The organism is Cellulosimicrobium protaetiae, from assembly GCF_009708005.2.
Classification (GTDB): domain Bacteria; phylum Actinomycetota; class Actinomycetes; order Actinomycetales; family Cellulomonadaceae; genus Cellulosimicrobium; species Cellulosimicrobium protaetiae.
The window spans coordinates 3,629,634-3,655,676 of sequence record NZ_CP052757.1; the positions used below are offsets into that span (position 1 = coordinate 3,629,634).

Below are 26,043 nucleotides of genomic sequence, written 5' to 3' on the forward strand. Positions count from 1 at the left end.
CGCACTCTAGGCGAAGGAGTGACGATGGCGGAAGCCGGGAGCACGACGCCAGGCACTCCAGGGGGCGACGAGCTCACCGTGCCCGGTCCGCACGGCAGCCCGCTCGGGAGCGTCGACAAGGCCCTCACGGCGCTCGAGGCGCTCGCCACGGCCGGGCCGGGCGGTGTCGCGCTCGGCGACCTCGCGCGCTCGCTGGGCCTGCACAAGGCGTCGCTGCACCGCACGCTCGCGGCGCTGCGCTACCGCGGCTACGCCGAGCAGGACACGACGACGGGCGACTACCGCCTCGGCCCGGCAGCGACCGCGCTCGCGACGGTCTACCTCGGCGAGGAGAACCTGCCCGCGCTGCTGCACCCGGTGCTCGTCGCCGTGTGCCGGGCGACGGACGAGCTCGTGCACCTCGGCGCCCTCGCCGGGACCGAGATCGTCTACCTCGACAAGGTCGAGCCCGCGCGCGCCGTCCGCGTCTGGTCGGCCGTGGGGCGCCGTCGCCCCGCGGCGACCACCGCGCTCGGGCGCGCCCTGCTCGCCCACCGGCCGCTCGACGACGCCGCGCTCGCCTGGTACGCGGCGGCCGCCCCCGACGAGCACCCCGTCACCGCCGCCACGCTCCGCGCGACGTGCGACACCACCCGGGCGAACGGCTTCGCGACGGAGACCGAGGAGAACGAGCCGGGCATCAGCTGCATCGCCGTGCCGGTCCTGCGGGCCGGCCAGTCCGTGGCCGCGGTGAGCGTCACGGCCCCCGCGGAGCGCCTCGGGACGCGGCGGCGCCGCGAGATCGAGGCGATCCTGCGCGACGTCGTCCCCTCGCTGCTGCCCCCGACGCTCGCCGTGCCGGACGCCGTGCTCGGCGGCTCGGCGAGCCCGCGCGGCGCGGCCGACCCGGACGCGCGTCGACCGGCGTCGGCGGCGGGGCTGTGAGAGAGTTCAACCGCAGCACGACGGAATGACGGAAGGGCCCGCGATGACCGTCCTCGTGGCGTACAACGACTCCCCCCAGGGCGAGACCGCGTTCCGGGCGGCGGTCGCCGAGGCGGTCCACCGCTCGACCGCCCTCGCGGTCCTCGTGCTCACGCCGCAGGACGCCGAGGCGGGCGTCCCCGCCACCCTCGCGCACCTTCTCGACACGCTCCCCGCCGAGGTCGCACGCCCCGAGGTCTCCTACCGATCCGAGCATCTCGACCCCGCCGAGGCGATCATCGACGAGGCCGAGCGCACGGCGCCCGACCTCGTCGTCGTGGGCGCGCGCAAGCGGTCGCCGGTCGGCAAGTTCCTCCTCGGCAGCACCACGCAGCGCGTGCTCCTCGACTCGCCCGTCCCGGTGCTCGTCGTCAAGGCGTCGCACTGACGGCTCCCTGAGATTCAGGACGCGGCCGCCCGGGGCCCGGGCGGCCGCGTCGCCCGAGTCAGCCCTGCGCGACGGCGGCGCGCAGCCCGTCGACGAGCGGCGTCGTCGGACGGCCGAGCAGCCGAGCGAGCTCTCCCGACGTCTCGGCGAGCAGCCCGTCGCGGATGTTCCCGTCCAGCGCGACGACGAACCCGGCCGTGCCCTCGTCCAGCCCGACCCCGAGCAGGAGCGCGCGGTGCTCGTCGGGCGAGACGCGCCGGTAGGCGACGGGGCTCCCGAGCACCTCGGTCGCCGCGACGGCGAGGTCGTCGAACGTCCACGCCACGTCGCCGCTCAGCTCGTAGACGGCCCCCGCGTGCGCGGCGGCGTCCGCCTGCGCGGCGAGCGCGACGACCGCCGCAGCCTCGGCATAGTCCGCGCGGCTCGCGCTGGCGACGCGGCCGTCGCCGACGCTCGACACGATCTCCCCGGTCTCGCGAGCACCCTGGACGTCGCCGACGTAGTTCTCGGTGTACCAGCTGTTGCGCAGGACCGTGGTCGTCAGGCCCGAGGCCGCGAGGATCTCCTCGGTGGCCTTGTGCTCGGGAGCGAGGACGAGGGCCGAGGTCGTGGCGCGCGGCGCACTCGTGTAGACGACGCGCGAGACGCCGGCCGCGACGGCCGCGTCGATCACGTTGCGGTGCTGCTCGACGCGCTGCCCGACCTCGGACCCCGACACGAGCACGAGGACGTCGACGCCCGCGAGCGCCGCGGCGAGGGTCTCGGGGCGGACGTAGTCGGCCTCGCGGACCTGGACGCCGCGGTCGGCGAGGTCGGCGACCTTCGCGGTCGTCCGCGCGGTGGCGACCACCTGGGCCGGGTCGGCGCCGCGCGCGAGGAGGGACTCGACGACGAGGCGGCCGAGGTGGCCGCTGGCTCCGGTGACGGCGATGGACATACGAGGGCTCCTTCGGTGCGCGAGAGCACGACCGGGCGGCCGTGCCGTCCTAGCATGCACTTACTTTTCGAAAGTGCCAACCACCGGAGGGTGCGTTCTATCTCACAGCGCTGTTCCCCCGCGGGCGCCGTATCCTGGGGTGATGACGACCGACGCCCGCCCCGTGGAGGAGACCGGACCCACCGACGCGATGGTGGCCGACGTCTTCCAGCGCGGCTGCACGTCGCGGCACGTCCTCGAGGCCGTGACCGGGCGGTGGGGAGTGCTCACCGTCGCCGGGCTCCGCGACGGCGCGGTGCGCTTCAACGCGCTGCGGCGCCGCATCGACGGGGTCAGCGAGAAGATGCTCGCCCAGACCCTCCAGTCCCTCGAGCGCGACGGCATCGTCGTGCGCGAGGTGCGCGCGACCATCCCGCCGCACGTCGAGTACTCCCTCACCGACCTCGGGCGCCGCGTCGCCGACAGCCTGACGGGCCTGCTCGACGTCCTCGAAGGCTCCGTCGCGGAGGTGACGGCGTCCCAGCGCGCGTACGACGCGCGCCGAGACGCCTGACCCCCGACCTCTCCTCCGGGAGTCAGCCGGGCTGCGAGCCGCGGAGGGTCACTGCTGCGACCGGACGTACCAGTACACGAGCGCGGCGACCACCAGCAGCCCGGCCACCACGGCGAGCACGATCTTGCCGACGCTGTACGGGCGCCGCCCGATCACCTGGCCGGTGTTCGCGTTGACCATGACCTGCCACTGCTTGCCCGCGTACACGTAGGTCGCGATCCACAGCGGCAGCAGCACGAGCTTGAACATCACGGCGGCGTAGGCGGTGCTGATCGAGGAGACCCGTTGCTCGTCGCCCCCGATGTCGCTCTCGACGTCGTCGCGGATCTGCGGCGCCATCGCGGCCTTCGCCCGATCCAGCCCGGCCGGCGGCTCGACGTCGTAGCGGGCGGCCGAGAAGCCGGCGAGGTACTCCGCGCGGAACGGCACGGCCCGCTCGACGTGCCACGGCCCGAGCCGCGCCAGGTCCCGCTCGGCGACCTGCGAGGACGCGGGGACGAGCACGTCGTCGAAGTCGCGGGCCACCCGCCCGAAGGCCGGCGACCAGCGCACCCGGCGCTCCTGACGTTCCTCGTCACCGTGCTTCACGGTGACGTAGTAGGCGTCCCCGCGCTGCCCGACGTAGTCCGACGTCGTGCTGGCGTCGAACGTCCAGTGCGGCACGTACGACCCGTGCAGGGACTCGGTGTCGCCGACCTTCTTCAGCTCGCCCGGGGCGAACCACCGGGAGCGGACCCAGCGCCGGAACGACTCGCGCGCCTGCGCCTGCTCGACGGCGAACGGCACGACGGCCTCCGGCTGCACGAGCCCGTCGGCCTCGGCCGCGGCGACGAGGTGCCCGCCGCAGAACCGGCACGCGACCGACAGGTCGCTCCCCTGCGTCGTCGCGCCGCACCCGTCGCACGTGAGGATCCGCACGTCGAGGATCCCGGCGCGCACGCCGCCCTGCGCCGCGGCCCACGCGTCGAACGAGTGCTCGTCGACGGCGTCGCCGGGTGCGTGCACGATCTCGACCGTGCCGCCGCACGCCACGCACCGCAGGTGCCGGGTTCCCGGCGCGTACGCGAGCTGCGACCCGCACGCGTCGCACCGCGTCCGGACGAGCTCGTCCTGGGCGTCGCTCACCGTCAGCCCGCCAGCGGACCGGTCGGGGCGCCGGTCGGGGGCAGCGGCGGGGGCGTCGCGGCGAACAGCGACGCGAGCGCGGGCACCTCGCCCGCGGCGGTCCACGCGGCCATGCCCTGCTGCCACACGAGCGACGCGCGTGTCACCTCGCCGGACCGGACCCGGCCCGCGAGGTCCGCCGTCGTGCCCGGACCTGCCTGAGTCCCACCGACCGCCCAGTACCACGGCGACTCCGCGGCGGGCAGCGGCGGCGGCCCGGCGGCCGGCGCGGCCGGCTGGGCCGACGGCGCGGCGGCCGGTGCCGGCGCAGCCCGGCCCAGCGACAGCGCGAGCTGCTGCCCCATGGCCGCCCCGAGGCCCATGCCGGCGCCGAGCCCGAGCCCGTCGCCCGCGCCTCCGGGGTTGGCGGCGGCGGTCTCGATCGCGTTCGCCGCCTGGAACTTCGTGTACTGGTCGAGGTTCCCGACGACGGCCATCTGCGTGCGCTTGTCGAGCGCCGCCTCGACCTCGGGCGGGAAGGAGACGTTCTCGAGGACGAAGCGCGGGACGGCGATGCCGTACTCCGACAGGTCCTCCGAGAGCTGGCCCGCGAGCCGCGTCGCGATCTCGCGCTGGTTCGCGGCGAGGTCGATCGCCGCGACGCCGGCCTCCGCGAGCGCCGGGCCGAGCTGCCCGACGACGAGGCGGCGGAAGTAGTCGCCGATCTCGTCGGTGCGGAACTGCGGGTCGGTCCCCACGAGCTGACGCAGCAGCGCCGACGGGTCGACGACCTGGAGCGCGTACGTCCCGAACGCGCGGATGCGGACCGCGCCGAGCTCGGGGTCGCGCAGGATCACCGGGTTCTGGGTGCCCCAGGTGAGGTCGGTGAGCTGTCGCGTCGCGACGAAGTACACCTCCGCCTTGAACGGCGAGCTGAACCCGTACTTCCAGCCCTGGATCGTCGACAGGATCGGGAGGTTCTTCGTCTCGAGCGTGTACGTGCCCGGCCCGAACACGTCGGCGAGCCGGCCCTCGCTGACGAAGACGGCGCTCTGCCCCTCGCGCACGACGAGCTTCGCCTGGTTCTTGATCTCGTTGCCCTGGCGAGGGAAGCGCCAGACGATCGTGTCCCGGCTCTCGTCGAGGAACTCGATGATGTCGATCAGCTGTCCACGCAGCTTCTCCATGAAGCTCATCCGGACTCCTTCGCTCGTCGTGCGGGCCACCTCGCGCCGGGGGCGGCGGGCGCCCGGCGGGCTGAGCATAGCGGCACCTGGCGTCGATGAAGAAGAAACCAAGTTTTGGCAAAGCCACCAGGTGGTCGCGGGGCCGGTCGGTGTCCCGAACCCGGGGTCCTTCCCCAGCGCCGCCCGGGCGTGAGGAGGCGTCCCGGGTTCGCCGTCGACCTATCCTGGCGAGGTGCCGACACCGCCCACGAGCGCACCCGCGACGACGCCCACCGTCGGCGTCCTCCTGGCCGCCGGCGCGGGACGGCGGCTCGGGCTCGGTCCGAAGGCCCTGCTGCCCCACCGAGGACGGCCGCTCGTCGAGCACGTCGCGCGCGTGCTCCACGACGGCGGGTGCGACGTCGTCGTCGTGGTGCTCGGCGCCGAGGCCGACCGCGTGCGCGCCGAGGCGTCGCTCGGCGACCCGCACGTGCGCGCCGTCGTCAACCCCGACTGGGCGTCGGGCATGGCCTCGTCGCTGCGCGCCGGCGTCGCGGCAGCACTCGACCTCGCGCCCGCACGCGTCGTCGTCGCGCACGTGGACCAGCCCGGCGTCGTGCCCGACGACGTCGCACGCCTCCTCGCGGCCCACCGCCCCGGCCGCGTGACGGCCTCGCGCTGGACGACGAGCCCCGAGCGTCGAGCACGACATGGAGGTCGTTCTGAGGCGGAGAACGACCCTCAGGTCGTGTTCGGCGTCGAACGGACCCCGCGCTGGGCCCATCCGCTCGTCCTCGACGCCGGGCTTGCCGCGCCAGCCGCCGCGAGCGCCCGCGGCGACCACGGCGCGCGCGACTTCCTGCGCGCCCACGCGGACCTGATCGACGTCGTCGACCACCCCGGCGACGGCCGCGACCTCGACACGGCGACCGACCTGGACCTCCTCGACCCCGACCCACCCGCCCCTCGCTGAGTGCATGAAATAGTCGCGTCCGAGGCCGTTCGGCGCGACTATTTCATGCACTCAGCGGGCGGTGGCGGCCTTCAGACCCAGGTAGACGCGGTCCCGGGCGAGCGGGAGCTCCGTGAAGCGGACTCCCGTCGCCGCGCGGATCGCGTTGGCCAGTGCCGGAGCCACCGGGTTGAACGGGCTCTCGCTCATCGACTTCGCGCCCATCGGCCCGACCGTGTCCGACGTCCGCGCGAAGTAGACCTCGCTGCGCGGGGTGTCCGCGAAGGTCGGCAGGTGGTACTGGCGGAAGATGTCGGTCGTGACGCGCCCGGTCTCGTCGACGACCACGTTCTCGTAGAGCGCGGCGCCGAGCGCCTGCGCGATGCCGCCCTCGACCTGGCCGCGGCACTGGCGCGGGTTGACGACCTCGCCGGCGTCGGCGGCCTGGACGGACTGGAGGATGCGGATCTCGCCGGTCCCCCGGTGCACCGCGACGCGGAAGCCGTGCACGTTGAACGCGACCGAGCGCGGGGTGCCGCCCCAGCGGCCCTCGGCGACGAGCTCGATCCCGGCGTCGGCGGCGGCGCGCGCGACGTCGGCGAGCGGCAGCACGCTCGACGTCCGGTCGCCTCCCGTGCAGTCGACGCCGCCCGGCACGAGCCGGCAGTCGCCCGGCGCCGCGCCCGCCATCCCGGCGGCGACCTTGAGCACAGCCTCGGCGAGGTCCTGCGCCGCGGCGAGCGAGGCCTTGCCCGCGACGACGGTGCCGGTCGACCCGAACGCGCCCGTGTCGTGCTCGAGCAGGTCGGTGTCGGACTGCCGCACGACGACGTCCGCCGCGTCCTGCCCGAGCGCGCTCGCGACGAGCTGGGCGTGGACCGTCGTCGTGCCGTTGCCGAACTCGGCCGTGCCGACCTCGGTCTCCACCACGCCGTCCGCCCGGAGCCGCACGCGCGCGTGGGAGAAGTGGCCCCGAGGCGGCACCGTGTCGATCATCGACAGCGCGGTGCCCTCGCCGACGCCCCACTCGGGCCCCAGGTCCGGCAGCGCGTCCGCACCCGACCCGGCGCCCGCCCCGTACGCGGCGACGTCGCGCGCCCTGCCGCGCGCGAGGGCGTCGGCGGCGAGGTCGAGGCACTGGTCGAGACCGTAGCTGCCGTAGAGGACGTCCTCCTCGGGCGTCGGGTGCGTGGAGAGCATGGGGTCGCCGTCGAGCACGACGTTGCGGCGCCGCAGCTCGAGCGGGTCCATCCCGAGCTGTCGCGCGAGCTCGTCGACCGCCGACTCGACGGCGAAGATCATCTGCGACAGCCCGTACCCGCGGAACGCGCCCGCGGGCACGGTGTTGGTGTAGACGCAGTGCGCGTCGACCTTCTTGTTCTCGCAGCGGTACACCGCGAGCGACTCGCCGCACCCGTGGAACATGACGCCCGGCCCGTGGTTGCCGTACGCGCCCGTGTTGCTCAGCACGTCGAGGTGCAGCGCGGTGAGCGTCCCGTCGCGGCGCGCGCCCGCGCGCACCCGGATGCGGAACGGGTGCCGCGTCGTCGTGCCGACGAACTGCTCGGTGCGCGTGAGCTCGAGCTGGACGGGCCGCCCCAGGCGTAGGGTTGCAAGCGCCGCGACGTCCTCGGTGAGGACCTCCTGCTTGCCGCCGAAGCCCCCGCCCACGCGCTCGCAGTGCACGCGCACGCGCTCCGGTTCGAGATCGAGCACGCGCGCGAGGTGGCGCCGCGCGAGGAACGGCACCTGCGTGGACGACCGCACGACGAGGCGCCCCTCGTCGTCGAGCGACGCGATCGCGCAATGGGTCTCCAGGGCCGCGTGCTGCACGCGGTGGGTGCGGTACGTGGCCTCGTGCACGACGTCGGCCTCCGCGAGACCGCGCTCGACGTCGCCGAGCTCGCTGTGCACCTCCGCGACGACGTTCGCCTCGGGCCGAGACACCCGCGCCGCGGCCGGGTCGAGATCAGGGTGGACGAGCGGCGCGCCGGGCGCCATCGCCTCCTCCGGGTCGACGACGGCGGGCAGCGCCTCGTACTCGACGCGCACTTGGCGCACGCCCTCCTCGGCCGCCGCGACCGTGTCCGCGACGACGGCCGCGACACGCTGCCCGACGTGCCGCACGACGTCGTCGAGGACGCGCGTGTCGTCGGGGTCGTCGGTGAAGAGCTCGTGCTGGGCGGTCGAGAACCGCGTCACCGGCGCGTCCTCGTGCGTGAGCACGGCATGCACGCCCGGCACCGCGAGCGCCGCCGTCGTGTCGATCGCGACGACCCGCGCGTGCGCGTGCGGCGAGCGCACGAGCTTCATGTGCAGCAGGCCCGGGTAGTCGGCCGGGTCGACGTCGAGCGTGTACCGCACCGTCCCGGTGACGATCCCCCGCCCGGCCGGCGCCGGCACGTCCCGCCCGAACGCCTGGCCTCCCGAGACAGAACCCTGGCCTCGCGAGGTAGGACCCTGGTCCGCCGAGATAGAACCCTGGTTCGCCGAAGTAGAGCTCTGGTCCCGTGAGAGAGAACCCTGGTCCTGGCCGGGCTGTTCGCCGCGGGTCCGTGAACCCGTCCAGCCGTCGTGCTCGTGGTCGCACGGCGCCGCGCCGGCGGGATGCCCGACGCCGCACGTGTCGCCGCCGAGGACGGCGTCCGCGATCGCGCGGTAGCCGGTGCAGCGGCACAGGTTGCCCTTGAGGCTGCGCGGCAGGTTCGCACGCTGGGCGTCGTCGAACGTCGCGGCGGTCATGATCATGCCGGCGGTGCAGAAGCCGCACTGGAAGCCCTGCGCGTCGAGAAACTGCTGCTGCACGGGGTGCAGGGCGTCGCGGTCCGTCGGTGGGTCTCCGAGCGTGTCCCCGGGCGCGCCGCGGTCGGGCGTGCGCGCGTCGTCGGGCACGCCCGACGCCGCGGCGAGCCCCTGGATCGTCGTCACCTCGTGGCCCGCCGCGCGACGTGCCGGGTAGACGCACGAGTGCACGGGGACGCCGTCGACGTGGACCGTGCAGGCGCCGCAGTCGCCGCCGTCGCAGCCCTTCTTGACGCCGAGCGCACCCTGCTCGCGCAGGTACGTGCGCAGGCACTGGCCCGCGCGCGGCTCGGTCTGCGCCGTGCGGCCGTCGATCGAGACGGGCGGGCGGGGGTCGATCGCGGTCATCGGTGGTCTCCGTCCGTGGCGTCGACGAGCGGGGAGAGCAGCTCGGAGCGGATCTCCTCGCCGAGGCGGTAGGTCATGTCCCGGCGCCACGCGGGCAGGCCGTGGATGTCGTCGTGGTAGAGGTCGAGCGGGATCTCCGCGTCGAGCGCGGCGGCGAGCGCGGCCGCCGTCGGCAGCGCGTCCGCGGGGAAGCGGAGCTGCACGGGCCGGCGCGTCGAAGCCGTGACGGTCAGGACGAACCCTCCCCCGGCGTCGGGCGGGTCGACCCGGCCGATCAGCAGGACGCCGGAGCGCCCGAGGTTCGAGAGCGAGAGGCGCCGGAACGCGGTGCGTGCGCGCAGCGCGTGGTCGGGCACGCGGATCGCGCGCAGGAGCTCGCCGGGTGCGAGCGTGTTGGCCAGCTCGCCCGTGACGAGCTCGGCGACCGGCTGCTCCCGGCGGGTGCCGCCCGGGCCCCAGACCTCCGCGACGCCGTCGAGCGCGGCCGTGAGCGAGATCATCGGCCCCGCGGGGAGCGACGTGCAGACGTTGCCCCCGACCGTCGACGTGTTCCAGATCTTGAAGGACGCGACGAAGCTGTCGCAGCACGGACGCACGAGGTCGAGCGCGGCCCAGCGCTCGCGCACGGGCGCGGCCTGGGCGCTCTCCTCGAAGGCCCAGAGCTCGGCGACCGTGCAGGTCGCGGCGATGTCGAGACCGTCGTCGGTCACGGTGAGCGCGGGCCAGCCGGCGCTCGTGACGTCGAGCAGGCGCCGCAGCGTCTGGCTGCCGTAGGAGAACAGGACGGTGCCGCCCGCGAGCCAGGCGTCGCCCTCGCGCCACTCGCCGGGGTCGACGGTCGGGACGAGGTCGGTGACGGTGCTCAGGTCCATCAGGAGGCCTCCTCGGGCATCGGCGCGGACGCGACCGCGCGGTGGGGGTCGGACGACGCGGCGGGAGGGTCGGCGTGGATCGGCCCGTCGGTGCCGCTGAGCGGGACGACGGCGGCGCGCCCGTGCCGGGTCGCGACGAGCTCCGCGGTGATCGAGACCGCGACCTCCTCGGGCGTCACCGCCCCGAGGTCCAGGCCGATGGGCGAGCGGAGGCGCGCGAGCGCCGCGTCGGTGACACCCTCCGCGCGCAGGGCCACCACGCGCTGCGCGTGCGAGCGGCGCGAGCCCATCGCCCCGACGTACGCGAGCGGCAGGTCGAGCGCGAGGCGCAGGAGCGGGACGTCGAACTTCGCGTCGTGCGTGAGGACCGCGACGGCGGTCCGGGCGTCGATGCGACCCGCCCCGGCCTCCGCGGCGAGGTAGCGGTCCGGCCACTCGACGACGACCTCCGCCTCCGGGAACCGTCGGGCGTCGGCGAACACCTCGCGCGCGTCGACCAGGGTCACGCGGTACCCGAGCAGGCGCACGTGCCGCACGAGCGCGCCGGCGAAGTCGTTGGCGCCGAACACGAGGAAGCGCGGCGCGGGCAGGCGGGTCTCGACGAGCAGCGTGACGGGCTCCGCCTCGTCGCACGCGGCCCCGCCGTCCAGCGTCGCTGCGCCACCCTCCGGCTCGACCGCCGGGTCGAGCGCTGGACCGGGCGCCGCGCCGGGCGCCGAGACCCGCGGCGCTCCGTGCGCCGCGTGGACCGTCGCCGTCCCGCCCGCGCGCAGCACAGCGACCACCTGTGCCGCCGCGGCGTCGAGGGCGGCCGGACCGACCAGGTCGTGCAGCGCTCGGGCGACGCTCCGCTCGTCCGCGGCGCCGGGGTCGTCGACGAGGACCGCGGTGCGCCGCGCCCCGTCGATCCGGCGCACGAGCGCGGAGGTACCGCGCCCGGCGGCCTCGGCGTCGCCGGAACCTGCGCCCGGACCCGGCGGGACGCCTGAGCCCGCACGCGCTCCGCCGTCGGGCGGTGCCGTCAGCGCGGCGAGCGCGCGGGCGGCGTCGTCCCCCGGGAAGACGGGCTGGACGTGGACGTCGAGCGTGCCGCCACAGCTCAGCCCGACGGCGAACGCGTCGTCGTCGCTGTAGCCGAACGTCTCGCGGTGGCTCTCGCCCGTGGCGATCGCGTCGAGCGCGGCGTCGTGCACCGCGCCCTCGACGCACCCGCCGGACAGGCTGCCGAGGACGGCACCGTCGGCGCGCACCGCCATCGCGGTGCCGACGGGTCGCGGCACGGAGCCGGACGCCGCGACCACCGTCGCGACGGCGAACGGGGGCTGCCCCGGGCCGAGCCACGGGGCGAGCTGGTCGACGATCTGGAGCATCGTGGGCCTCGCTTCCGCCAGGGTGCCGGCGAACCGGCGTCCTTCCAGTGAACCCTTGCGGTGAGTCCCCTGCGTGTCCGGGGACGCGTCGGCTGTGACGCGCCGGAAACACAGGGCTTGAATCCGCCCTTGGACTGCTCTCCCACCAGAGGAGAGGTGTTCCGCTGAATGGAAGTTTGCTTCCATTCGATGGACTCCACGCTAGCACGCGCCACCGCCCCGGTCACGGGCCCGACCCGGGGAACGTCTACGATCGGCCCATGACCGCGGTCTCGCTCGGGATGCCCAGGCTGCGCTCGACCGCGCCCACGGACGGCTCGGTGAACCTCGACCCGGACCGCCCCGCGACCGATGCGCTCGTCGACCGCTACGGCCGCGTCGCGCGCGACCTGCGCATCTCGATCACCGAGAAGTGCTCGCTGCGCTGCACCTACTGCATGCCGGCTGAGGGGCTTCCGGCCATCGCGCGCGAGGACCTGCTCACGCCCGCCGAGATCGGACAGGTCGTGCGCGTGGCCGTCGGCCGCCTCGGCATCACCGACGTCCGCTTCACGGGCGGCGAGCCGCTCATGCGCCCCGATCTCGCGGCCATCCTGCGCGCCGCGCGCGCGGCCGCGCCCGACGTGTCGCTCTCGCTGACGACCAACGCGATCGGGCTCGACAAGCGGGTCCACGAGCTCGTCGCCGCCGGCCTCGACCGCGTGAACATCTCGCTCGACTCCGTCGACCGTGCGGACTTCGCGCGCCTCACGCGCCGCGACCGGCTGCCCGACGTGCTCGCCGGGATCCGTGCCGCGCTCGCCGCCGGGCTGGCCCCGGTCAAGCTCAACGCGGTGCTCATGCCGGAGACGTTGGCGGGGGCGGCCGACCTGCTCGCCTGGGCGGTGGACCACGGGTGCCACCTGCGCTTCATCGAGCAGATGCCGCTCGACGCCGACGGGCACTGGACGCGCGACGACCTCGTCTCCGCGACGGACCTCCTCGCCGTGCTCAGCACCCGCTTCGACCTGCTGGAGGTCGGCCGCGACGACCCGTCCGCGCCCGCGGAGGAGTGGCTCGTCGACGGCGGCCCCCAGACCGTCGGGATCATCGCGTCCGTCACGCGCTCGTTCTGCGGCGCGTGCGACCGCACGCGCCTCACCGCCGAGGGCACGGTCCGCTCGTGCCTGTTCGGCGACGACGAGACGGACCTGCGCGCGATCCTGCGCTCGGAGCACCTCACCGAAGACGAGCGCGACGACACCCTCGCCCGCGCGTGGCAGGGAGCGATGTGGCGCAAGCCGCTCGCGCACGGCAGCGACGCCCCCACGCTCGCCGCCGACGCGTTCGCGCCGACGTCGCGCAGCATGGGCGCGATCGGCGGCTGAGCGTCGCGACGGTGGCGCAGATCATAGGGTGAAGCCGGTCACCACGACGCGTCTGCCCAGGTCACGCAGGACGGACCTTCCTACCATGGATGCCGTGACGACGATCTCCCCTGCACCCACCAACCGCCCCGCGACCTCGCCCTCCGACGCGCCCACGGCGACGCCGGACAACAGCACCTCCGCGCTGCCGATCTACCGCACCGACGACCGCTCCGACAGCTGGAAGGCCGGGACCAAGAGCGTCCTGGGCGCGACGATCGGTGCCGTCGTCGGGACGGTCGTGCTGAGCTGGTTCGGCCTCGTCCTCGGCACCGCCGTCGGCCTGGGCATCGGCATGCTGCTCGACAACCGCCCTGCCGCGCGCTGACCCGACCGCCCTCCACCCGGCTCCGCGCGACGAGCGCGCGACCGGGAACGTCCCGCCCGACATCGTCGTCGCACGGCGGATCCCGCAGCTCCACGAGAGGCGAGAAGTGGTCCCTCCCCGGCCGTATCCGGGGGCCACTTCTCGCCTCTCGTCGTCCACCGACGCAGCCTGGTGCAGCGTCGCGCTACAGCCCGACCCACTCCGAGACGCCGTCGTCGAAGTGCTGCCGCTTCCAGATCGGCACCTCGGCCTTGATGCGTTCGACGAGCAGCGAGCACGCCTCGAACGCCTCACGGCGGTGGCCCGCGGCCGCGGACGCGACGAGCGCGACGTCGCCGATCCCGAGGACGCCGTACCGGTGGACGGCCGCGACCCGCAGCCCCGTCTCTGTCGCCACGGCAGCCACGCACCGGCGGATCACCGCGGTGGCGTCGGGGTGCGCCTCGTAGTCGAGCCGGGTCACGCCCCGGCCGCCGTCGACGTCGCGCACGACGCCGCGGAACGTCACGACGGCGCCGCACTCCGGGCTCGCGACCGCGTCCTCGACGGCGCGCGCGACGGCGTCGTCGAGGACTTCGGTCGTCACGCGGCTCACGTCCTCGGACGCACCACCCTGGACAGCGCCCGATGACTCGCCCTGCGTCTCGCTCACAGCTCTCGCACCTCCACCTCGGTCCCGGCGTCCCACTGTGTCACGTCGGCGGGCACGTCCACGAGGACGTCCGCCCGCGCCATCGCCGCGACGAGGTGCGAGCCCGCCCCGCCGACGACGCGCACCGTGCCGTCGGGCCCGGTCGCACCCCGCAGGAGCTGATGCTTCCCCGCGGGCGACGTCAGGCCCTCGGCGAGGACGGCCGTGCGCACCCGGTCGACGGCGGGCAGCCCGGCCGCGCGCTCGAGCGGCTCGCGCAGGAACATCGCGAACGACACCTGCGCGCTCACCGGGTTGCCCGGGAACGTGAGCACGGGCGTCCCGTGCACGGTGCCGAACCCCTGCGGACCGCCCGGCTGCATCGCGACCGACCGGAAGGTGACGACCGGCGACGCCGCCCGGCCGGCCTCCTGGCCCGCGCCCTGGTCGACGACCCGACTGCCGACGGCGCCCGAGCCTGCGAGCACGTCCTTGACCACCTCGTACGCCCCCTGCGACACGCCGCCCGACGTCACGACGAGGTCCGCGACCGCTGCCGCCTCGGCGAGCACGGCGGCGAACCGCGCGGCGTCGTCGCCGCATCGGGCCGTGAGCACGACGTCGCCGCCCGCGCGCCGGACGGCGGCGCCCAGCGCGTCGGCGTTGGCGTCGAAGACCTGCCCGGGCCCCGGCGTCTCCCCGGGGCCGACGAGCTCCGACCCGGTCGACAGGACGGCGACGCGCGGCCGGGCGACCACCCGCACGCTCCCCACCCCGCACGCCGCCGCGGCGGCGAGGTGGTGCGGCGCGAGGACGGTGCCGTCCGCGAGGAGCACGTCCCCGGGCCGGACGTCGGAGCCCGCCTCTCGGACGAAGTCGCCCGGCGCGCGCGGCGCGCGGACCTCGACGACGTCGCGCGGACCGGAGCCCGGCGCATCGTCCCGGGATCCCCGTGCGCGCTCGTCGCCCGCGGCGCCCCCCGTGCTCCCGGTGCCCGCGGTGCCCGCGAACGACCCCGTACCCGTGTCCTCCACCGGCACGACGGCGTCCGCGCCGTCGGGCACGGGCGCGCCGGTCATGATGCGGGCGGCCGCGCCGGGGGCCAGCGCGGTGGGGACGCCCGGGGCTGCGGGGATCTCGGCCACGACCACGAGCCGGACCGGCGCGTCGGGGCTCGCGCCGGCGACGTCCGCCGCGCGGACGGCGTACCCGTCCATCTGGGAGTTGCGGAACAGCGGGACGGCGACAGGTGCGGCGAGGTCGCCCGCGAGGACCCGGCCGAGCGCGTCGGCGAGCAGGACCTCCTCGGTGCGCGCGCGCCGTCGGGCCTCCTCCACCAGGGGGGCGAGCAGCGCCGCGACGTCCGCGCGGTGCTCGTCGACGCTCACGCGCGCTGTCCCGGCCATGCCACGCCCTCCCACGTTCCTGTCCGCTCCCGTCACCGCCCACGCCGACGGGCCACCCGGAGGAGCGGGTGACCCGTCAGCCGAGCGGTCGTACCGAGGCTCAGCCTCCCACGACCGCGGTCAGCGGACCGCGCACGAAGTACACGACGAACCCGGCCGCGACCACCCACAGGAGCGGGTGGACGTCGCGCGCCTTGCCGCACGCGAACCGCAGCAGGACCCACGTGACGAACCCGATGCCGATGCCGTTCGCGATGGAGTAGGTGAGCGGCATCGTCACGATCGTGAGGAAGACCGGCAGCGTGACCGTGAAGTCGGTCAGGTCGATCTCCTTGATCTGGCCCATCATCATCGCGCCCACGACGACGAGCACCGCGCTCGCGACCTCGATCGGCACGACCGCCGTGAGCGGCGTGAGGAACATCGCGACGAGGAACAGCCCGCCCGTGACGACCGAGGCGAGGCCCGTGCGCGCGCCCTCGCCCACGCCCGCGGCCGAGTCGACGAACACCGTGTTCGACGACGACGACGTCGCGCCGCCGACCACCGCGCCCACACCCTCGACGACGAGCGCCGACTTGATGCGCGGGAAGTTGCCGTCCGCGTCGGCGAGCCCGCCCTGCTTGGCGAGCCCCGTCATCGTGCCCATCGCGTCGAAGAAGTTCGTGAAGAACAGCGTGAACACGAGCATCGTCGCCGCGAGCGCCCCGATCCGGTCGAACGCGCCGAACGAGAACTGCCCGAACAGGCTGAGGTCCGGCACAGAGACGAGGGAGCTCGGCAGCGTGGGGACGGTGAGGTGCCAGCCGCCGGGGTTGTCGTCGGACGCGGGGCCGAGGTGCAGCACGGACTCGGCGACGATCGCGACGACGGTCGTCGCGACGAGCCCGATGAGCAGCCCGCCCTTGACCTTGCGCGCCACGAGGATGCCCATGGTGAGCAGCCCGACGACGAACACGAGGGTCGGGACCGAAGTGATCGACCCGCCGTCGCCGAGCTGGACCGGCGGCCCGCCCGCGGTGCGCGTGACGAACCCCGCGTCGACGAACCCGATGAACGCGATGAACAGGCCGATGCCGACCGTGATCGCGGCCTTGAGCTGGCGCGGGACGGCGTTGAAGATCGCCGAGCGCGCGCCCGTCACGGCGAGCAGCACGATGAGCAGGCCGTTGACGAGCACGAGTCCCATCGCCTCGGGCCACGTGACGTCGCCGATGACGGCGACGGCGAGGAACGAGTTGATGCCCAGGCCGGCCGCGAGCGCGAACGGGAGGTTCGCGACGAGGCCGAACAGGATGGTCAGACCACCGGCGGCGAGGCCGGTCATCGCGCCGACCTGCGCCGTCTGGAGCCAGCCGCCCGCGACGTCGACGGGCGCGTTCTCGGCGCTCGTCCCGCCGAGGATGAGGGGGTTGAGGATGACGATGTACGCCATCGCGAAGAAGGTCACCAGGCCGCCGCGGAGCTCGCGCCCCGTGGTCGAGCCGCGCTCGGTGATCTTGAAGAAGCGGTCGAGCCGGCCGGGGGCCCGGCCGGTACCGCGTGCGTCGTCGTTCTCGGCGGTCTCCCGCCGCGTGCCGAGGAGAGTCACGTCCTTGTGCCCTTTCCTGAGGTGCCGATCGGCCGCGCGGCCGGTCAGTACTCGATCCGGGACTCGAGGACGCGCCAGGCGTCGAACGGCGCGGTGGCGGTGGCCGTGCGCTCGTGCACGACCTGCATGCTCCGGTCGGCGGGGTCGGCGGCGAAGAAGTCGTAGAACTCCGCGTCGTCGAACCCGGCGCTCGCGGCGTCGTGGCGGTCGGCGGCGAAGTACACGGCCTGCACGCGCGCCCAGAGGGCGGACGCGAGGCACATGGGGCACGGCTCGCAGCTCGAGTAGAGCGTCGCGCCGGTGAGGTCGAACGTGCCGAGCGCGGCGCACGCGCGCCGGATCGCGGTGACCTCGGCGTGCGCGGTGGGGTCGTTGTCCTGCGTGACCCGGTTGTTGCCCTCGAACACCTGCCCGTCGGCGGTGACGATCACGGCGCCGAAGGGTCCTCCGGCGTTCGCGACGCTGTCGACCGCGAGGGCGACGGCTCGGTCCAGGTGTGCTGCGTCCACGACAAGAGTGTCCATGGTGAGTCTCCACGGTTCGGGCAGCGACGCCGGGTGCTCCGCCTCCGGCTGTCCGGCTCGTCGATGAGCCGGGAGGAGGCGGCCGGCGGGCCGCTGCAGGCGAGTTGTCACTTCCGCCTGGTAGGTAGCTGCCGGTGTCGGATCGATCGCGTCGACCACCGAGCGTGTCGCTCGGCCCGGGCCCGCCGTTGGCACGCACGACGCTAGCAGTGCGTGACCGACGACACAAGAGATTCGGAAGAATTTTTCCACACTGTGGACAAGGTGGTGGAGAACTCCGCCGCACGCGGCCCGTTGCGGAAGGAACTCCCGCCCGGAAGAGTTGTCCCAGCGCAGGGCCGACCCAGGGTCGGTCCGAAGATCCCAGCTCTCACGTCCGACGCCCGGGGGCGTCGCCCGTCCCCGACCACCCGGAGGCCCCGTGACCGAGCCCGCTCCGCCGTCGTCGTTCCCAATCGTCCGCGTCCCCGCCCGGCCGGGCCCGCCGCTGCGCTTCCAGCTGCGTCCCGTCGCGCCCTCGCTGCGCTCGTTCCTGGCGACCGAGGCGGGCGGCGCCGTGCTGCTGCTCGTCGCGACCGTCGTCGCGCTCGTGTGGGCGAACTCCGCCTGGTCGGGGGCCTACGACGACCTGTGGTCGGCGACCGCGGGCTGGCACGTCGGGCCGTGGTCGTTCGAGATGGACCTGCACCACTGGGTCAACGACGCTGCGATGGCCGTGTTCTTCCTCGTCATCGGCCTCGAGATCAACCGCGAGGTGACGAGCGGCGAGCTGCGCAACCGGCGGACCGTCGCCGTGCCGGCGCTCGGCGCGCTCGGCGGGCTCGCCGTGCCCGCGCTCATCTACGTCGCGTTCAACGCCGGGTCCCCCGCGCAGCACGGCTGGGGCATCGTCATGTCGACCGACACGGCGTTCCTCGTCGGGATCCTCGCCCTGTTCGGGCCGCGCTGCCCAGACCAGCTCCGGCTCTTCCTCCTCACGCTCGCCGTCGTGGACGACATCGGCGCCATCACCGTCATGGCGCTCTTCTACACCGACGACCTCTGGCTCCCGGGTCTCCTCGTCGCCGCCGTGCTCGTCGCCGTCATCCTCGCGCTGCGCTGGCTCGGTGTCTGGCGGCTCACCCCGTACGCGCTCGCCGGGATCGCGCTGTGGGGCGCGGTCTACGCGTCCGGCGTCCACGCGACGCTCGCGGGCGTCCTCGTGGGCCTGCTCGTCCCGTCCCGCTCGTCGCGGCCCGTCGACGTCGCGGTCGTGCCCAAGTACGCCAAACGCCTCGCGCAGGAGACGACGGCGGAGCGCGAGCACCTCACCGAGCTCGCCGCGCGCGCGGCCGTCCCCACGAGCGAGCGCCTCCAGCGCGTGCTGCACCCGTGGAGCGCGTACGTCGTCGTGCCGGTGTTCGGCCTCGCCAACGCGGGCGTGCAGCTCGACGCCGAGTCGCTCCGGACCGCAGCGACGTCGCCCGTGACGATCGGCGTCGCCGTCGCGCTCGTCGTGGGCAACGCCGTCGGCATCTTCGGTGCCGCGACGCTCGCCCTGCGCCTCGGACTCGGCGACCTCCCGGGCCGCGTGCGCTACTCCCACCTGCTCGGCGGGGCGATCCTCGCCGGCATCGGCTTCACCATCTCGCTCTTCATCGCCGAGCTCGCGTTCGACGACGAGGCGCTCATCGAGCAGGCCAAGATCGGCATCCTCGCCGGCTCGCTCGTCGCCGCCGTGCTCGGCTCGCTCGCGCTCCGCCTCTTCGGCGAGCGCTGGCCCCTCTGCTCACCCGGCGCCGACGGCCCCCCACCCGAGCTCCCGCCCCTCCCCTGGCGCCCACCCGCGACCGCCTGAGCCCCACCTCCACCGAGAGAGAACCCGGGCCCGCCGAGGTAGAACCCTGGTGCGTCGAGATAGAACCCTGGTCGGGCCGAGCCCGCGTGGTTGCGTCCCGAGCCCGCGTGGTTGCGTCCCGAGCCCGCGTGGTTGCGTCCCGAGCCCGCGTGGTTGCGTCCGCGGTGGGGGTGGTCTCGGTGCTCGGGGCTGCCGCGCCGTCACCCCGGTCGTTCGGCCGTGGGTTCGAGGAGCGCGGCTCTGACGCCCCTTCGCATCCGAGCCCACCCCCACCGCTCGGCGATCGTCTCGCCTGAGCGGGATGGCGACGTGCCGCTCGCGATCGCCGGTGCCCCCTGGAACGGGCGCCCGTGAGGATCGGGACACCCGTGCCATGGTCAGCGAGACGCCGACCAGGCCGTCCCGGCTGGTCGAGCAGGCGACCTGGGCGCGTCCCGCGAGCACGATGCACCAAGACCACCTGCTCGACGCGACGGCGCTCCAGCCGGCGATAGTGGCGTGGCGCCGAGGTACGGCAACCCGGCCGGTCGTGCGGCGCAGGCCGGACTCAGCACCGCGGGCGGTCGCCCGGGTGAGCGACGACCAGGGTGAGACGGAGTAGGGCGGGGTGGGTGGTGGTGCCGCGTCGTGGCGGGCCTGGCGGGAGCCGCGAGGAACGAGCGGCGGATGGTAGACGCGGCACCACCACTCACCCCGCCCACCCAAGGCGACCACACCGCCGTCGAGCACAAGAACCACGGTTCTACCTCGACCGACCAAGGTTCTACCTCGCGCGACCACGGTTCTACCTCGCGCGACCACGGTTCTACCTCGCGCGACCACGGTTCTGCCTCGCGGGACCACGGTTCTACCTCGGCCGACCACGGTTCTACCTCGCGCGACCGCGGTTCTACCTCGCCGGGGTGGCGGCCTCGATGGCGGTGCGGAGGCCGTCGGCGGTGACGCGGCCGCGGTAGCGGACGCCGTTGACGAACAGGGTCGGGGTGCCCTGGACGCCCACGGCGAGGGCGTCGGCGTAGTCGCGCTGCACGGGCGCGGCGTGCTGCTGCGCCGCGTCCCCGACGACCGAGGCACCGTCGATGCCGAGCTCCTCGGCCCGGTCCGCGAGGCCGGCCTCGCCGAGCTGGTCCTGGTGCTCGAACAGCGCGGCCTGCATCTCCCAGAACCTTCCCTGCACCGCGGCGGCCTCGACCGCGAGCGCGGCGGAGAGCGCGTGCGGGTGGATCTCGAACAGGGGGAAGTGCCGGAACACGAGGCGCACGCGCCCGCCCGACGACTCCACGGCCTGCCGCAGGACCGGCGCGGCGGCGGCGCAGTACGGGCACTCGAGGTCGCCGAACTCGACGATCGTCACGGGCGCGTCCGGGTTGCCGAGCACGTGCGCGTCGGCAGGGACGAGCTGCTCGGCCGGGATCGGTGCTGCGGTCTGCTCGGTCACGCCGCCCAGCATGGCACGGGTGTCGCGTGCCGCACCCGGCGGGCGGACGGCGACTCACGCGAGGACGAGCGGACGGTCCTCCCTCGTCCCGCCGGGGATCGGCTCGACGAGCCGCTCCAGACCCGGCCCCGCGCTCTCGCGCCACCAGGAGACGTTCCGCGCGTGCCGCGCGTAGTCGGACGCGGGGTCCGCGGTGAGGTAGGCCGCGGTCTGGGCGAGGTAGACGGCGTCGACGGTGCCCGGCGGGGTGGGCACGCCCGCGAGGACGCGCCGGTCGCCGCGGAAGCGCGGACGCCGGTGCATCCGCTTGAGGACGTTGAGCGCGCCGAAGAGCAGGCCGGGGCGGAACCGGCACACGAACTCGTCCTCGTGGTGGAGCTGGGCGAACAGCCGGTCCTCGTCGAACGACAGCCCGCGCGCGATCGCCTCGCCGACCATCCACAGGAGCGCGGTGTCGGAGAGCGCGCGGGCGCGCGCCCCACCGCCGACGTCGCTGTGCCCGCCGGGGAACCACACCTGCTTGACCCGGGCCGCCATGGCGACGGGGACGTCCCACAGGCAGGGCTCGAACGTGATCCGACGGTCGTCGATCGCGAGGGCCTGGCGCGCGCACTCGACGTCGCCGGACAGACGGAGGTCGTGGAACCGGCTGCGTCGGCGCGACAACCCCGGGACACCCAGTGCACCGACCGTGTCGAACACCCCGAGGAACGCGACGGGGACGTGGTCGTGGCAGTGCCCCGCGCGGAAGGCCGCGGCCTGCTCGGCGCGCTGCGCGGCGTCGCGCACGCGGTAGATCCGCTCGGCGTCGCACAGGTGGTCGCGCGCGAGGGAGTCCTGCGTGAGCAGCCCGACCGTGGAGATCATGCCGACGACGCTGCGGGCCGTGTAGGCGCCACGGCTGAACCCGAACACGTAGATCTCGTCGCCGGGCTCGTAGTTGAGCGCGAGATGGCGGTACCCCGCGACGACGTTGCGCGTCAGCCCGTACCCGAACGCCCCGCCGAGCAGCCGGTCGACGAGGTAGCCCTGCGCCCCGACGCCCTCGACGGAGAACACCATCTGCTGCACGCCGTCCGGTCCGATGCCGGTGCGGACCGAGCGCGCGATCTTCTCGATGTTCGACACGCTCGCGTTCACCGGCGAGTTCCACGTGCCGTCGCAGCACAGCACCAGCCGCTTCATGACCCTCTCCCCACCTCGCCCGGCACCGTCGCCGGGGTCACCATCTGGGGAGGGTCCTGCGGGGTTCGTGATACTTCGGTGAGCGTGTCCGTGCTCACCGCCGAACGGTCCGGGGGCGCGCGCCCGGTGGCGTAGGTTCTGGCGGTGTGACCGTCACGAACGCCCCCTCCTCCACCGAACCCCCGGGCTACCACCCGACCGGGACGGAGCGACGGCACGCCCGCGGGACGCGCGGGCACCGCGGCGTGTGGGTCGCCGTCGTCGTGACGCTGGCGCTCCTCCTCGGGGCCGCCGGCGGTGGGCTGGTCTGGTACCGGGGGTCGACCTACGACGAGCTGGACGGGCGGACGGCCGTGGCGCAGGAGCTGCTGGCGACGTCCGACGGGAAGGTCGCCGACCCCGCCGTCCGGGACGACCTCTCGGCCGAGGTCGTCGACGCGCGCGCCCTGCTCGGTGCGTCGTTCCTCGTTCGCATGACGACCGGCACGACGGGCGCGACCGCGTCGCTGGAGCAGGCGTCGCAGGCCGTGCACGCCTCGATGCTGGACCACGCGCGTGCCCAGGTCGAGGAGGCCCGGACGAGCCTCGCGCCCGTCCAGGAGCAGGGCGAGAAGATCTACGCCGCCACGGAGGGCCTGGGTGCCGACGAGGCGGTGCGCACCCGGCTCCGGGAAGCGCTCGACGCGGCCGCGACGACGTCGGAGGCGGCCGGGACCGGAGCGTCCGCCGACGACCTCGCCGCGCTGGAGCAGGCCGTGCTCGACCTGGAGGCGGACCTGGCGACCGTCGCCACGTCGACGGAGGAGATGTCGACCGCGCAGGACGCCGTCTCCTGCCCCGCTCCGGACCAGGTGTGGGACCCGGACGGCGGGCGCGTGCCCGACTCCGCGCTCGCCCCGATCCCGTGGTCGCCGTCGGACCGCGTGCGTGCCGACGTGCTCGACGGTCTCGTCGCCCTCGACGCGGCCTACGTCGAGCGGTTCGGCGTGCACCTGACGATCAACTCCTCGTACCGGACGTACGAGGAGCAGGCGGGGCTCTACGACCCGTCGTCGCCGATCGCCGCGCCCCCCGGCTGCTCGAACCACGGCCTGGGGTTCGCCGTCGACCTGGGCGGCGGCGTGCAGGCGTTCGGCACCCCGCAGTACGAGTGGCTCAAGCAGAACGCCGAGTCCTACGGCTGGACCCACCCCGACTTCGCCGAGCCCGACGGGCGCGTGCCCGAGCCGTGGCACTGGGAGTCGGTGCTGGCCCGCGCGGACTCCTGAGCGGTCGCACTCCCGGACCGGCGTCGTGGCCGACTCGTCCTGCGCGCGGCGGGACCGTCGTCACCCCGCGCCCGCGTCGACGTCCACCCGGGTGACGTGACCCGGCGTCGTGCCCTCGCGCAACCACGCCACGAGCCGGTCGACCGCTCCCCGCGGCCCCGTGGCGACCACCTCGACCGTGCCGTCGGGACGGTTCGTCGCGGCCCCGTCGAGGCCCAGCGCGGCGAGCCGCTCGCGCGTAGCCCACCGGAATCCGACGCCCTGGACCCGCCCGTGCACGACCGCCCGCAGCGCGACCGGTGCGTCGGGAGCCGTCGTCACAGGTGCACGTGCGCCGGGACGCCCGTGGACGACTCGATGTCCGACTCGGCGTCGTCCAGCAGCCGGTCCGCGAGCCGCCGCAGCGCGCGACCGACGGCGATCTCGTCGCCGATGAGCGGGACGTCCAGGTCGTGCGGGTCGCGCCGCGCGCGCCCGACCGTCCGCACGTGCTCCGGCGTCTCCGCGACGAGCACCGCCTCCGCCGTCGTGCGTCCCTCCGACTCGACGACGCTCACCTGCACGCGCCACACCTTCGTGGTGTCGGTCCCGCCCCCGGTCTCCGCACCGGGGACGTGCTCGACGTAGCTGTCCGACCCCGGGTAGACGAGCGTGCGCTCGCCCGTGTCGGTCCACTCGACGAGGTACGGCGGCGAGCCGTCCTCGTGCCGCAGCTCGACCACCACCCCGTCGCGCACCGCTCCGCCGACCACGCCCGAGGCGGTCACGATCCTGTCCCCGACCGATGCCCTCATGGCTCCTCCTCGTGCCGCACCGCCCTTCCATCATGCGACCGGGGCGGGCCCCCTGCACCCCCGGGGCCCGTTCAGCCGCCGAGCTGGACCCGCAGCGCGTCGGGGTCGTGCGCCGGGAGGCGGCACACGAAGTCGGCGCACAGGTAGGCGCCCGGGCCGCGACCGTCGAGCAGCCCGACGCCGTCGACCGCGAGCGCCGCGGCCTCCCCGGGCGTCGCGCCGAGGAGGATCCCGTTCGGGTGGTACCAGTCCCGCGCGACCGCCCGGAACGCCTCCTGGAGCCCGAGGTCCGCGACGAGCACGAGCTGGTGCGGCGGCTCGGCGAGCCCGACGGCGACGCGCAGCACCCCGGCCGCGCCGAGCGGGTGCTCGCTCGCCCCGCTCGACGAGGCGACGTGCGCGCGGGCGGCGTCGCGGTAGCGCGGCTCGCCCGTCGCGAGGTGGGCGAGCAGCGCGGCGCGCGCCGCCGCCGTCGTGCCCGACGGCACGGCGCCCTCGGAGGCGTCGGCGGCGGCACCCGCGGCGAGCCCGAGGTCGGTGAGCACGGGGTCGGTGCCCTGCGGCGGCGCCAGCTCCCCGTCCGCGCCGACGGTCGCGTCGACGAGCCGCAGGCCCTCGCGCACGTACCGGGGCTCGCCCGTGAGCCCGCCCAGGACGAGGAGACCCGTCGCGAGGGTGCCGTGGTCCTCGAGCGTCGCGACGGCGTCGGACGCGACGCCACCCTCCGAGGCCCGCACGAGCGTCCCGTCGGCGCGCACGTGCGTCGCGAGGAGCCGGTCCGCGGCGGCGCGCGCGGCGTCCGTGAGGTCGGGCAGGTCGAGGTGGTGGCCGGCGCGGGCGAGCGCTTCGATCGCGAGGCCGTTCCAGCCGGTGAGCACCTTGGTGTCGAGCCGGGGCGGCTCGTGGTGGGCGCGCTCGGCGGGCGGGAGCAGGTAGTAGCCACCCTCGACGCGCTCGCCGTCGACGACGGACTCGGAGTCCTGCGCGCTGGCGAACGCGCCGTCGGCCAGGCGCAGCACGCGCAGGAGGAAGCGCCCGACGTCGGCCGCGACCCGCGCGGCGCCCTCGCCCGGGTCCGGGGTACCTGGGGCGGGCGCGGGCGTGCGGAGCGGTCCGTCCACCGGCCCGGTCCGCCGGAGCACCGCGAGGGTCGTCGCGGCCGAGAGGAGCTGGGCGTTGTCGTAGAGCATCCGCTCGTAGTGCGGCTCCGACCAGTCGGGCCGCGTCGCGTACCGGAAGAACCCGCCGTCGACGTCGCGCAGCGGGCTCGCCGCCACGGCGTCGACCGTGCGCCCCGCGAGGACGAGCGCGCGCCGCGCGACCTCGGGGTCCACGACCGACGACGCGGCGACGTCGAGCAGGAGCTCGAGCGCGGGGGCGACGGGGAACTTCGGCGCGCCGCCGAACCCGCCGTGCACGCGGTCCTCCGCCGCCTCGAGCCGGTCGACGACGGTGCGCGCATGGTCGGCGGGCCGGCCGATCGGCCCGTCGTCGGCCCCGGCGGGGGCGCCGGGCTCCCCCGGCGCGGCGACCGTCGTCGCCGCAGCGCTCGGGACGCCGGTCCGCCGCCCCGCCGCGGCGTCCCGGAGCGCCGCACGGATCGCCTCGCCGGTCTCGACGGCCTGGTCGCGCCGCTCCTCCCAGGCCCGCGCGACGGCGTCGAGCACGTCCCGGAACGCGGGCCGGCCCGCCACGGGGACCGGCGGCCAGTACGTGCCGGCGTAGAACGGGGCGCCGTCCGGCGTCGTGAACACGGTGAGCGGCCAGCCGAGGTCGGGCGTGAACGCGCTCGCCGCGGCGAGCAGGCTCGCGTCGACGTCGGGGTGCTCCTCGCGGTCGACCTTCACCGCCACGAAGCCCTGCGCGAGCAGCGCGCCGATCCCGGGGTCGGAGAAGCTCTCGCGTGCCATCACGTGGCACCAGTGGCACGTCGCGTACCCGACCGACACCATCACCGGCACGTCCCGGCGCCGCGCCTCGGCGAACGCCTCGGCACCCCACGGGTGCCAGTCGACCGGGTTGTCGGCGTGCTGACGCAGGTACGGGCTCACGGCGTCGGCGAGGCGGTTGACCATGCCGCCCAGACTGCCAGGTCGCCCGGCGCGGTGGGGCGCGGGGCGCGGTCGTGGGACGTCGTGGTTGTCCGCTACGTCCCTGACCGGGTCACTTGTAACGTTGCG

At 74.9% G+C, this 26,043-nt stretch carries 23 protein-coding genes; 8 read left to right on the plus strand and 15 right to left on the minus strand.

Translation table 11 applies throughout. The features are described 5' to 3' along the window. Positions 1-24 precede the first annotated feature (24 nt). Entirely contained in the window at positions 25-924 is a 900-nt protein-coding gene (locus FIC82_RS15670) for an IclR family transcriptional regulator (protein WP_154799124.1), read from the plus strand. Positions 925-949: 25 nt separating this feature from the next. Continuing rightward, entirely contained in the window at positions 950-1,351 is a 402-nt protein-coding gene (locus tag FIC82_RS15675; RefSeq protein WP_253691219.1) for a universal stress protein, read from the plus strand. A gap of 58 nt (positions 1,352-1,409) precedes the next feature. Here FIC82_RS15675 and FIC82_RS15680 read toward each other — a convergent pair whose 3' ends face one another. After that, positions 1,410-2,288: an SDR family oxidoreductase gene (locus FIC82_RS15680; protein WP_154799126.1), complete on the minus strand. Its 879-nt coding sequence runs from the start codon at positions 2,286-2,288 to the stop codon at positions 1,410-1,412. Between the two features lie 142 nt (positions 2,289-2,430). On the opposite strand from FIC82_RS15680, the gene FIC82_RS15685 reads away from it, so the two are divergent. Further along, a complete protein-coding gene (locus FIC82_RS15685; RefSeq protein WP_154799127.1) occupies positions 2,431-2,841 on the plus strand; it encodes a winged helix-turn-helix transcriptional regulator in 411 nt (136 codons plus the stop codon). Positions 2,842-2,889: 48 nt separating this feature from the next. Here the strand turns inward: FIC82_RS15685 and FIC82_RS15690 are convergent, their stop codons facing one another. Together FIC82_RS15690 and FIC82_RS15695 are read right to left on the minus strand one after the other, a co-directional pair. After that, positions 2,890-3,966 (minus strand): hypothetical protein, encoded by a 1,077-nt coding sequence (locus FIC82_RS15690; protein ID WP_168731975.1) that lies wholly within the window; start codon positions 3,964-3,966, stop codon positions 2,890-2,892. Positions 3,967-3,968: 2 nt separating this feature from the next. Continuing rightward, complete coding sequence (locus FIC82_RS15695; protein WP_154800402.1) at positions 3,969-5,141, minus strand: SPFH domain-containing protein; 1,173 nt, start codon at positions 5,139-5,141, stop codon at positions 3,969-3,971. A 223-nt stretch (positions 5,142-5,364) separates the two neighbouring features. Between FIC82_RS15695 and FIC82_RS15700 the strand changes: the two genes are divergently transcribed. Beyond that, positions 5,365-6,084: a nucleotidyltransferase family protein gene (locus FIC82_RS15700; RefSeq protein WP_168731976.1), complete on the plus strand. Its 720-nt coding sequence runs from the start codon at positions 5,365-5,367 to the stop codon at positions 6,082-6,084. A gap of 51 nt (positions 6,085-6,135) precedes the next feature. Here the strand turns inward: FIC82_RS15700 and FIC82_RS15705 are convergent, their stop codons facing one another. Genes FIC82_RS15705 through FIC82_RS15715 form a run of 3 tightly spaced genes read right to left on the minus strand, consistent with a single transcriptional unit; the run spans position 6,136 to position 11,455 of the window. Further along, a complete protein-coding gene (locus FIC82_RS15705; RefSeq protein WP_154799128.1) occupies positions 6,136-9,213 on the minus strand; it encodes a molybdopterin-dependent oxidoreductase in 3,078 nt (1,025 codons plus the stop codon). Continuing rightward, positions 9,210-10,085 carry an FAD binding domain-containing protein gene (locus FIC82_RS15710; protein WP_154799129.1) on the minus strand — a complete coding sequence of 292 codons (876 nt, stop codon included), beginning with the start codon at positions 10,083-10,085 and terminating at the stop codon, positions 9,210-9,212. The genes FIC82_RS15705 and FIC82_RS15710 overlap by 4 nt, the downstream gene beginning before the upstream one ends. Beyond that, positions 10,085-11,455: an XdhC family protein gene (locus FIC82_RS15715; RefSeq protein ID WP_154799130.1), complete on the minus strand. Its 1,371-nt coding sequence runs from the start codon at positions 11,453-11,455 to the stop codon at positions 10,085-10,087. Before FIC82_RS15715 ends, FIC82_RS15710 begins: the two co-directional genes overlap by 1 nt. A 260-nt stretch (positions 11,456-11,715) precedes the next feature. Between FIC82_RS15715 and moaA the strand changes: the two genes are divergently transcribed. Then, the gene (gene moaA, locus FIC82_RS15720) at positions 11,716-12,822 is read left to right on the plus strand and encodes a GTP 3',8-cyclase MoaA (protein WP_154799131.1); all 1,107 of its coding nucleotides are present in this window, start codon (positions 11,716-11,718) and stop codon (positions 12,820-12,822) included. Positions 12,823-12,916: 94 nt separating this feature from the next. After that, positions 12,917-13,189 carry a DUF456 domain-containing protein gene (locus tag FIC82_RS15725; protein WP_154799132.1) on the plus strand — a complete coding sequence of 91 codons (273 nt, stop codon included), beginning with the start codon at positions 12,917-12,919 and terminating at the stop codon, positions 13,187-13,189. 184 nt (positions 13,190-13,373) lie between these two features. Here FIC82_RS15725 and FIC82_RS15730 read toward each other — a convergent pair whose 3' ends face one another. The 4 genes from FIC82_RS15730 to FIC82_RS15745 form a co-directional block, all read right to left on the minus strand. After that, a complete protein-coding gene (locus tag FIC82_RS15730; protein WP_168731977.1) occupies positions 13,374-13,841 on the minus strand; it encodes a molybdenum cofactor biosynthesis protein MoaE in 468 nt (155 codons plus the stop codon). Next, on the minus strand, positions 13,838-15,226 hold the full coding sequence (locus FIC82_RS15735) for a molybdopterin molybdotransferase MoeA (RefSeq protein ID WP_154799133.1): 1,389 nt from the start codon (positions 15,224-15,226) through the stop codon (positions 13,838-13,840). Before FIC82_RS15735 ends, FIC82_RS15730 begins: the two co-directional genes overlap by 4 nt. A 100-nt stretch (positions 15,227-15,326) precedes the next feature. Then, positions 15,327-16,817, minus strand: coding sequence for an NCS2 family permease (locus tag FIC82_RS15740; protein WP_168731978.1), 1,491 nt, complete (start codon positions 16,815-16,817; stop codon positions 15,327-15,329). 44 nt (positions 16,818-16,861) lie between these two features. Next, complete coding sequence (locus FIC82_RS15745) at positions 16,862-17,341, minus strand: nucleoside deaminase (RefSeq protein WP_154799134.1); 480 nt, start codon at positions 17,339-17,341, stop codon at positions 16,862-16,864. Positions 17,342-17,762: 421 nt separating this feature from the next. Here FIC82_RS15745 and nhaA point away from each other — a divergent pair, with 421 nt between their 5' ends. Next, positions 17,763-19,178, plus strand: a complete 1,416-nt coding sequence (nhaA, locus tag FIC82_RS15750; RefSeq protein ID WP_253691220.1) for a Na+/H+ antiporter NhaA — start codon at positions 17,763-17,765, stop codon at positions 19,176-19,178. A gap of 889 nt (positions 19,179-20,067) precedes the next feature. Here nhaA and FIC82_RS15755 read toward each other — a convergent pair. Next, positions 20,068-20,616, minus strand: a complete 549-nt coding sequence (locus FIC82_RS15755) for a DsbA family protein (RefSeq protein ID WP_253691221.1) — start codon at positions 20,614-20,616, stop codon at positions 20,068-20,070. A gap of 54 nt (positions 20,617-20,670) precedes the next feature. After that, positions 20,671-21,801 carry a DUF2235 domain-containing protein gene (locus FIC82_RS15760; protein ID WP_154799136.1) on the minus strand — a complete coding sequence of 377 codons (1,131 nt, stop codon included), beginning with the start codon at positions 21,799-21,801 and terminating at the stop codon, positions 20,671-20,673. A gap of 146 nt (positions 21,802-21,947) precedes the next feature. Here FIC82_RS15760 and FIC82_RS15765 point away from each other — a divergent pair, with 146 nt between their 5' ends. Continuing rightward, complete coding sequence (locus FIC82_RS15765) at positions 21,948-23,069, plus strand: M15 family metallopeptidase (RefSeq protein ID WP_154799137.1); 1,122 nt, start codon at positions 21,948-21,950, stop codon at positions 23,067-23,069. Positions 23,070-23,129: 60 nt separating this feature from the next. Here the strand turns inward: FIC82_RS15765 and FIC82_RS15770 are convergent, their stop codons facing one another. The 3 genes from FIC82_RS15770 to FIC82_RS15780 form a co-directional block, all read right to left on the minus strand. Continuing rightward, positions 23,130-23,390, minus strand: a complete 261-nt coding sequence (locus tag FIC82_RS15770) for an acylphosphatase (RefSeq protein WP_168731979.1) — start codon at positions 23,388-23,390, stop codon at positions 23,130-23,132. Beyond that, positions 23,387-23,863, minus strand: coding sequence for a dsRBD fold-containing protein (locus FIC82_RS15775; RefSeq protein ID WP_154799138.1), 477 nt, complete (start codon positions 23,861-23,863; stop codon positions 23,387-23,389). The genes FIC82_RS15770 and FIC82_RS15775 overlap by 4 nt, the downstream gene beginning before the upstream one ends. A gap of 71 nt (positions 23,864-23,934) precedes the next feature. After that, positions 23,935-25,938: a thioredoxin domain-containing protein gene (locus FIC82_RS15780; protein ID WP_154799139.1), complete on the minus strand. Its 2,004-nt coding sequence runs from the start codon at positions 25,936-25,938 to the stop codon at positions 23,935-23,937. Positions 25,939-26,043: the final 105 nt, after the last annotated feature.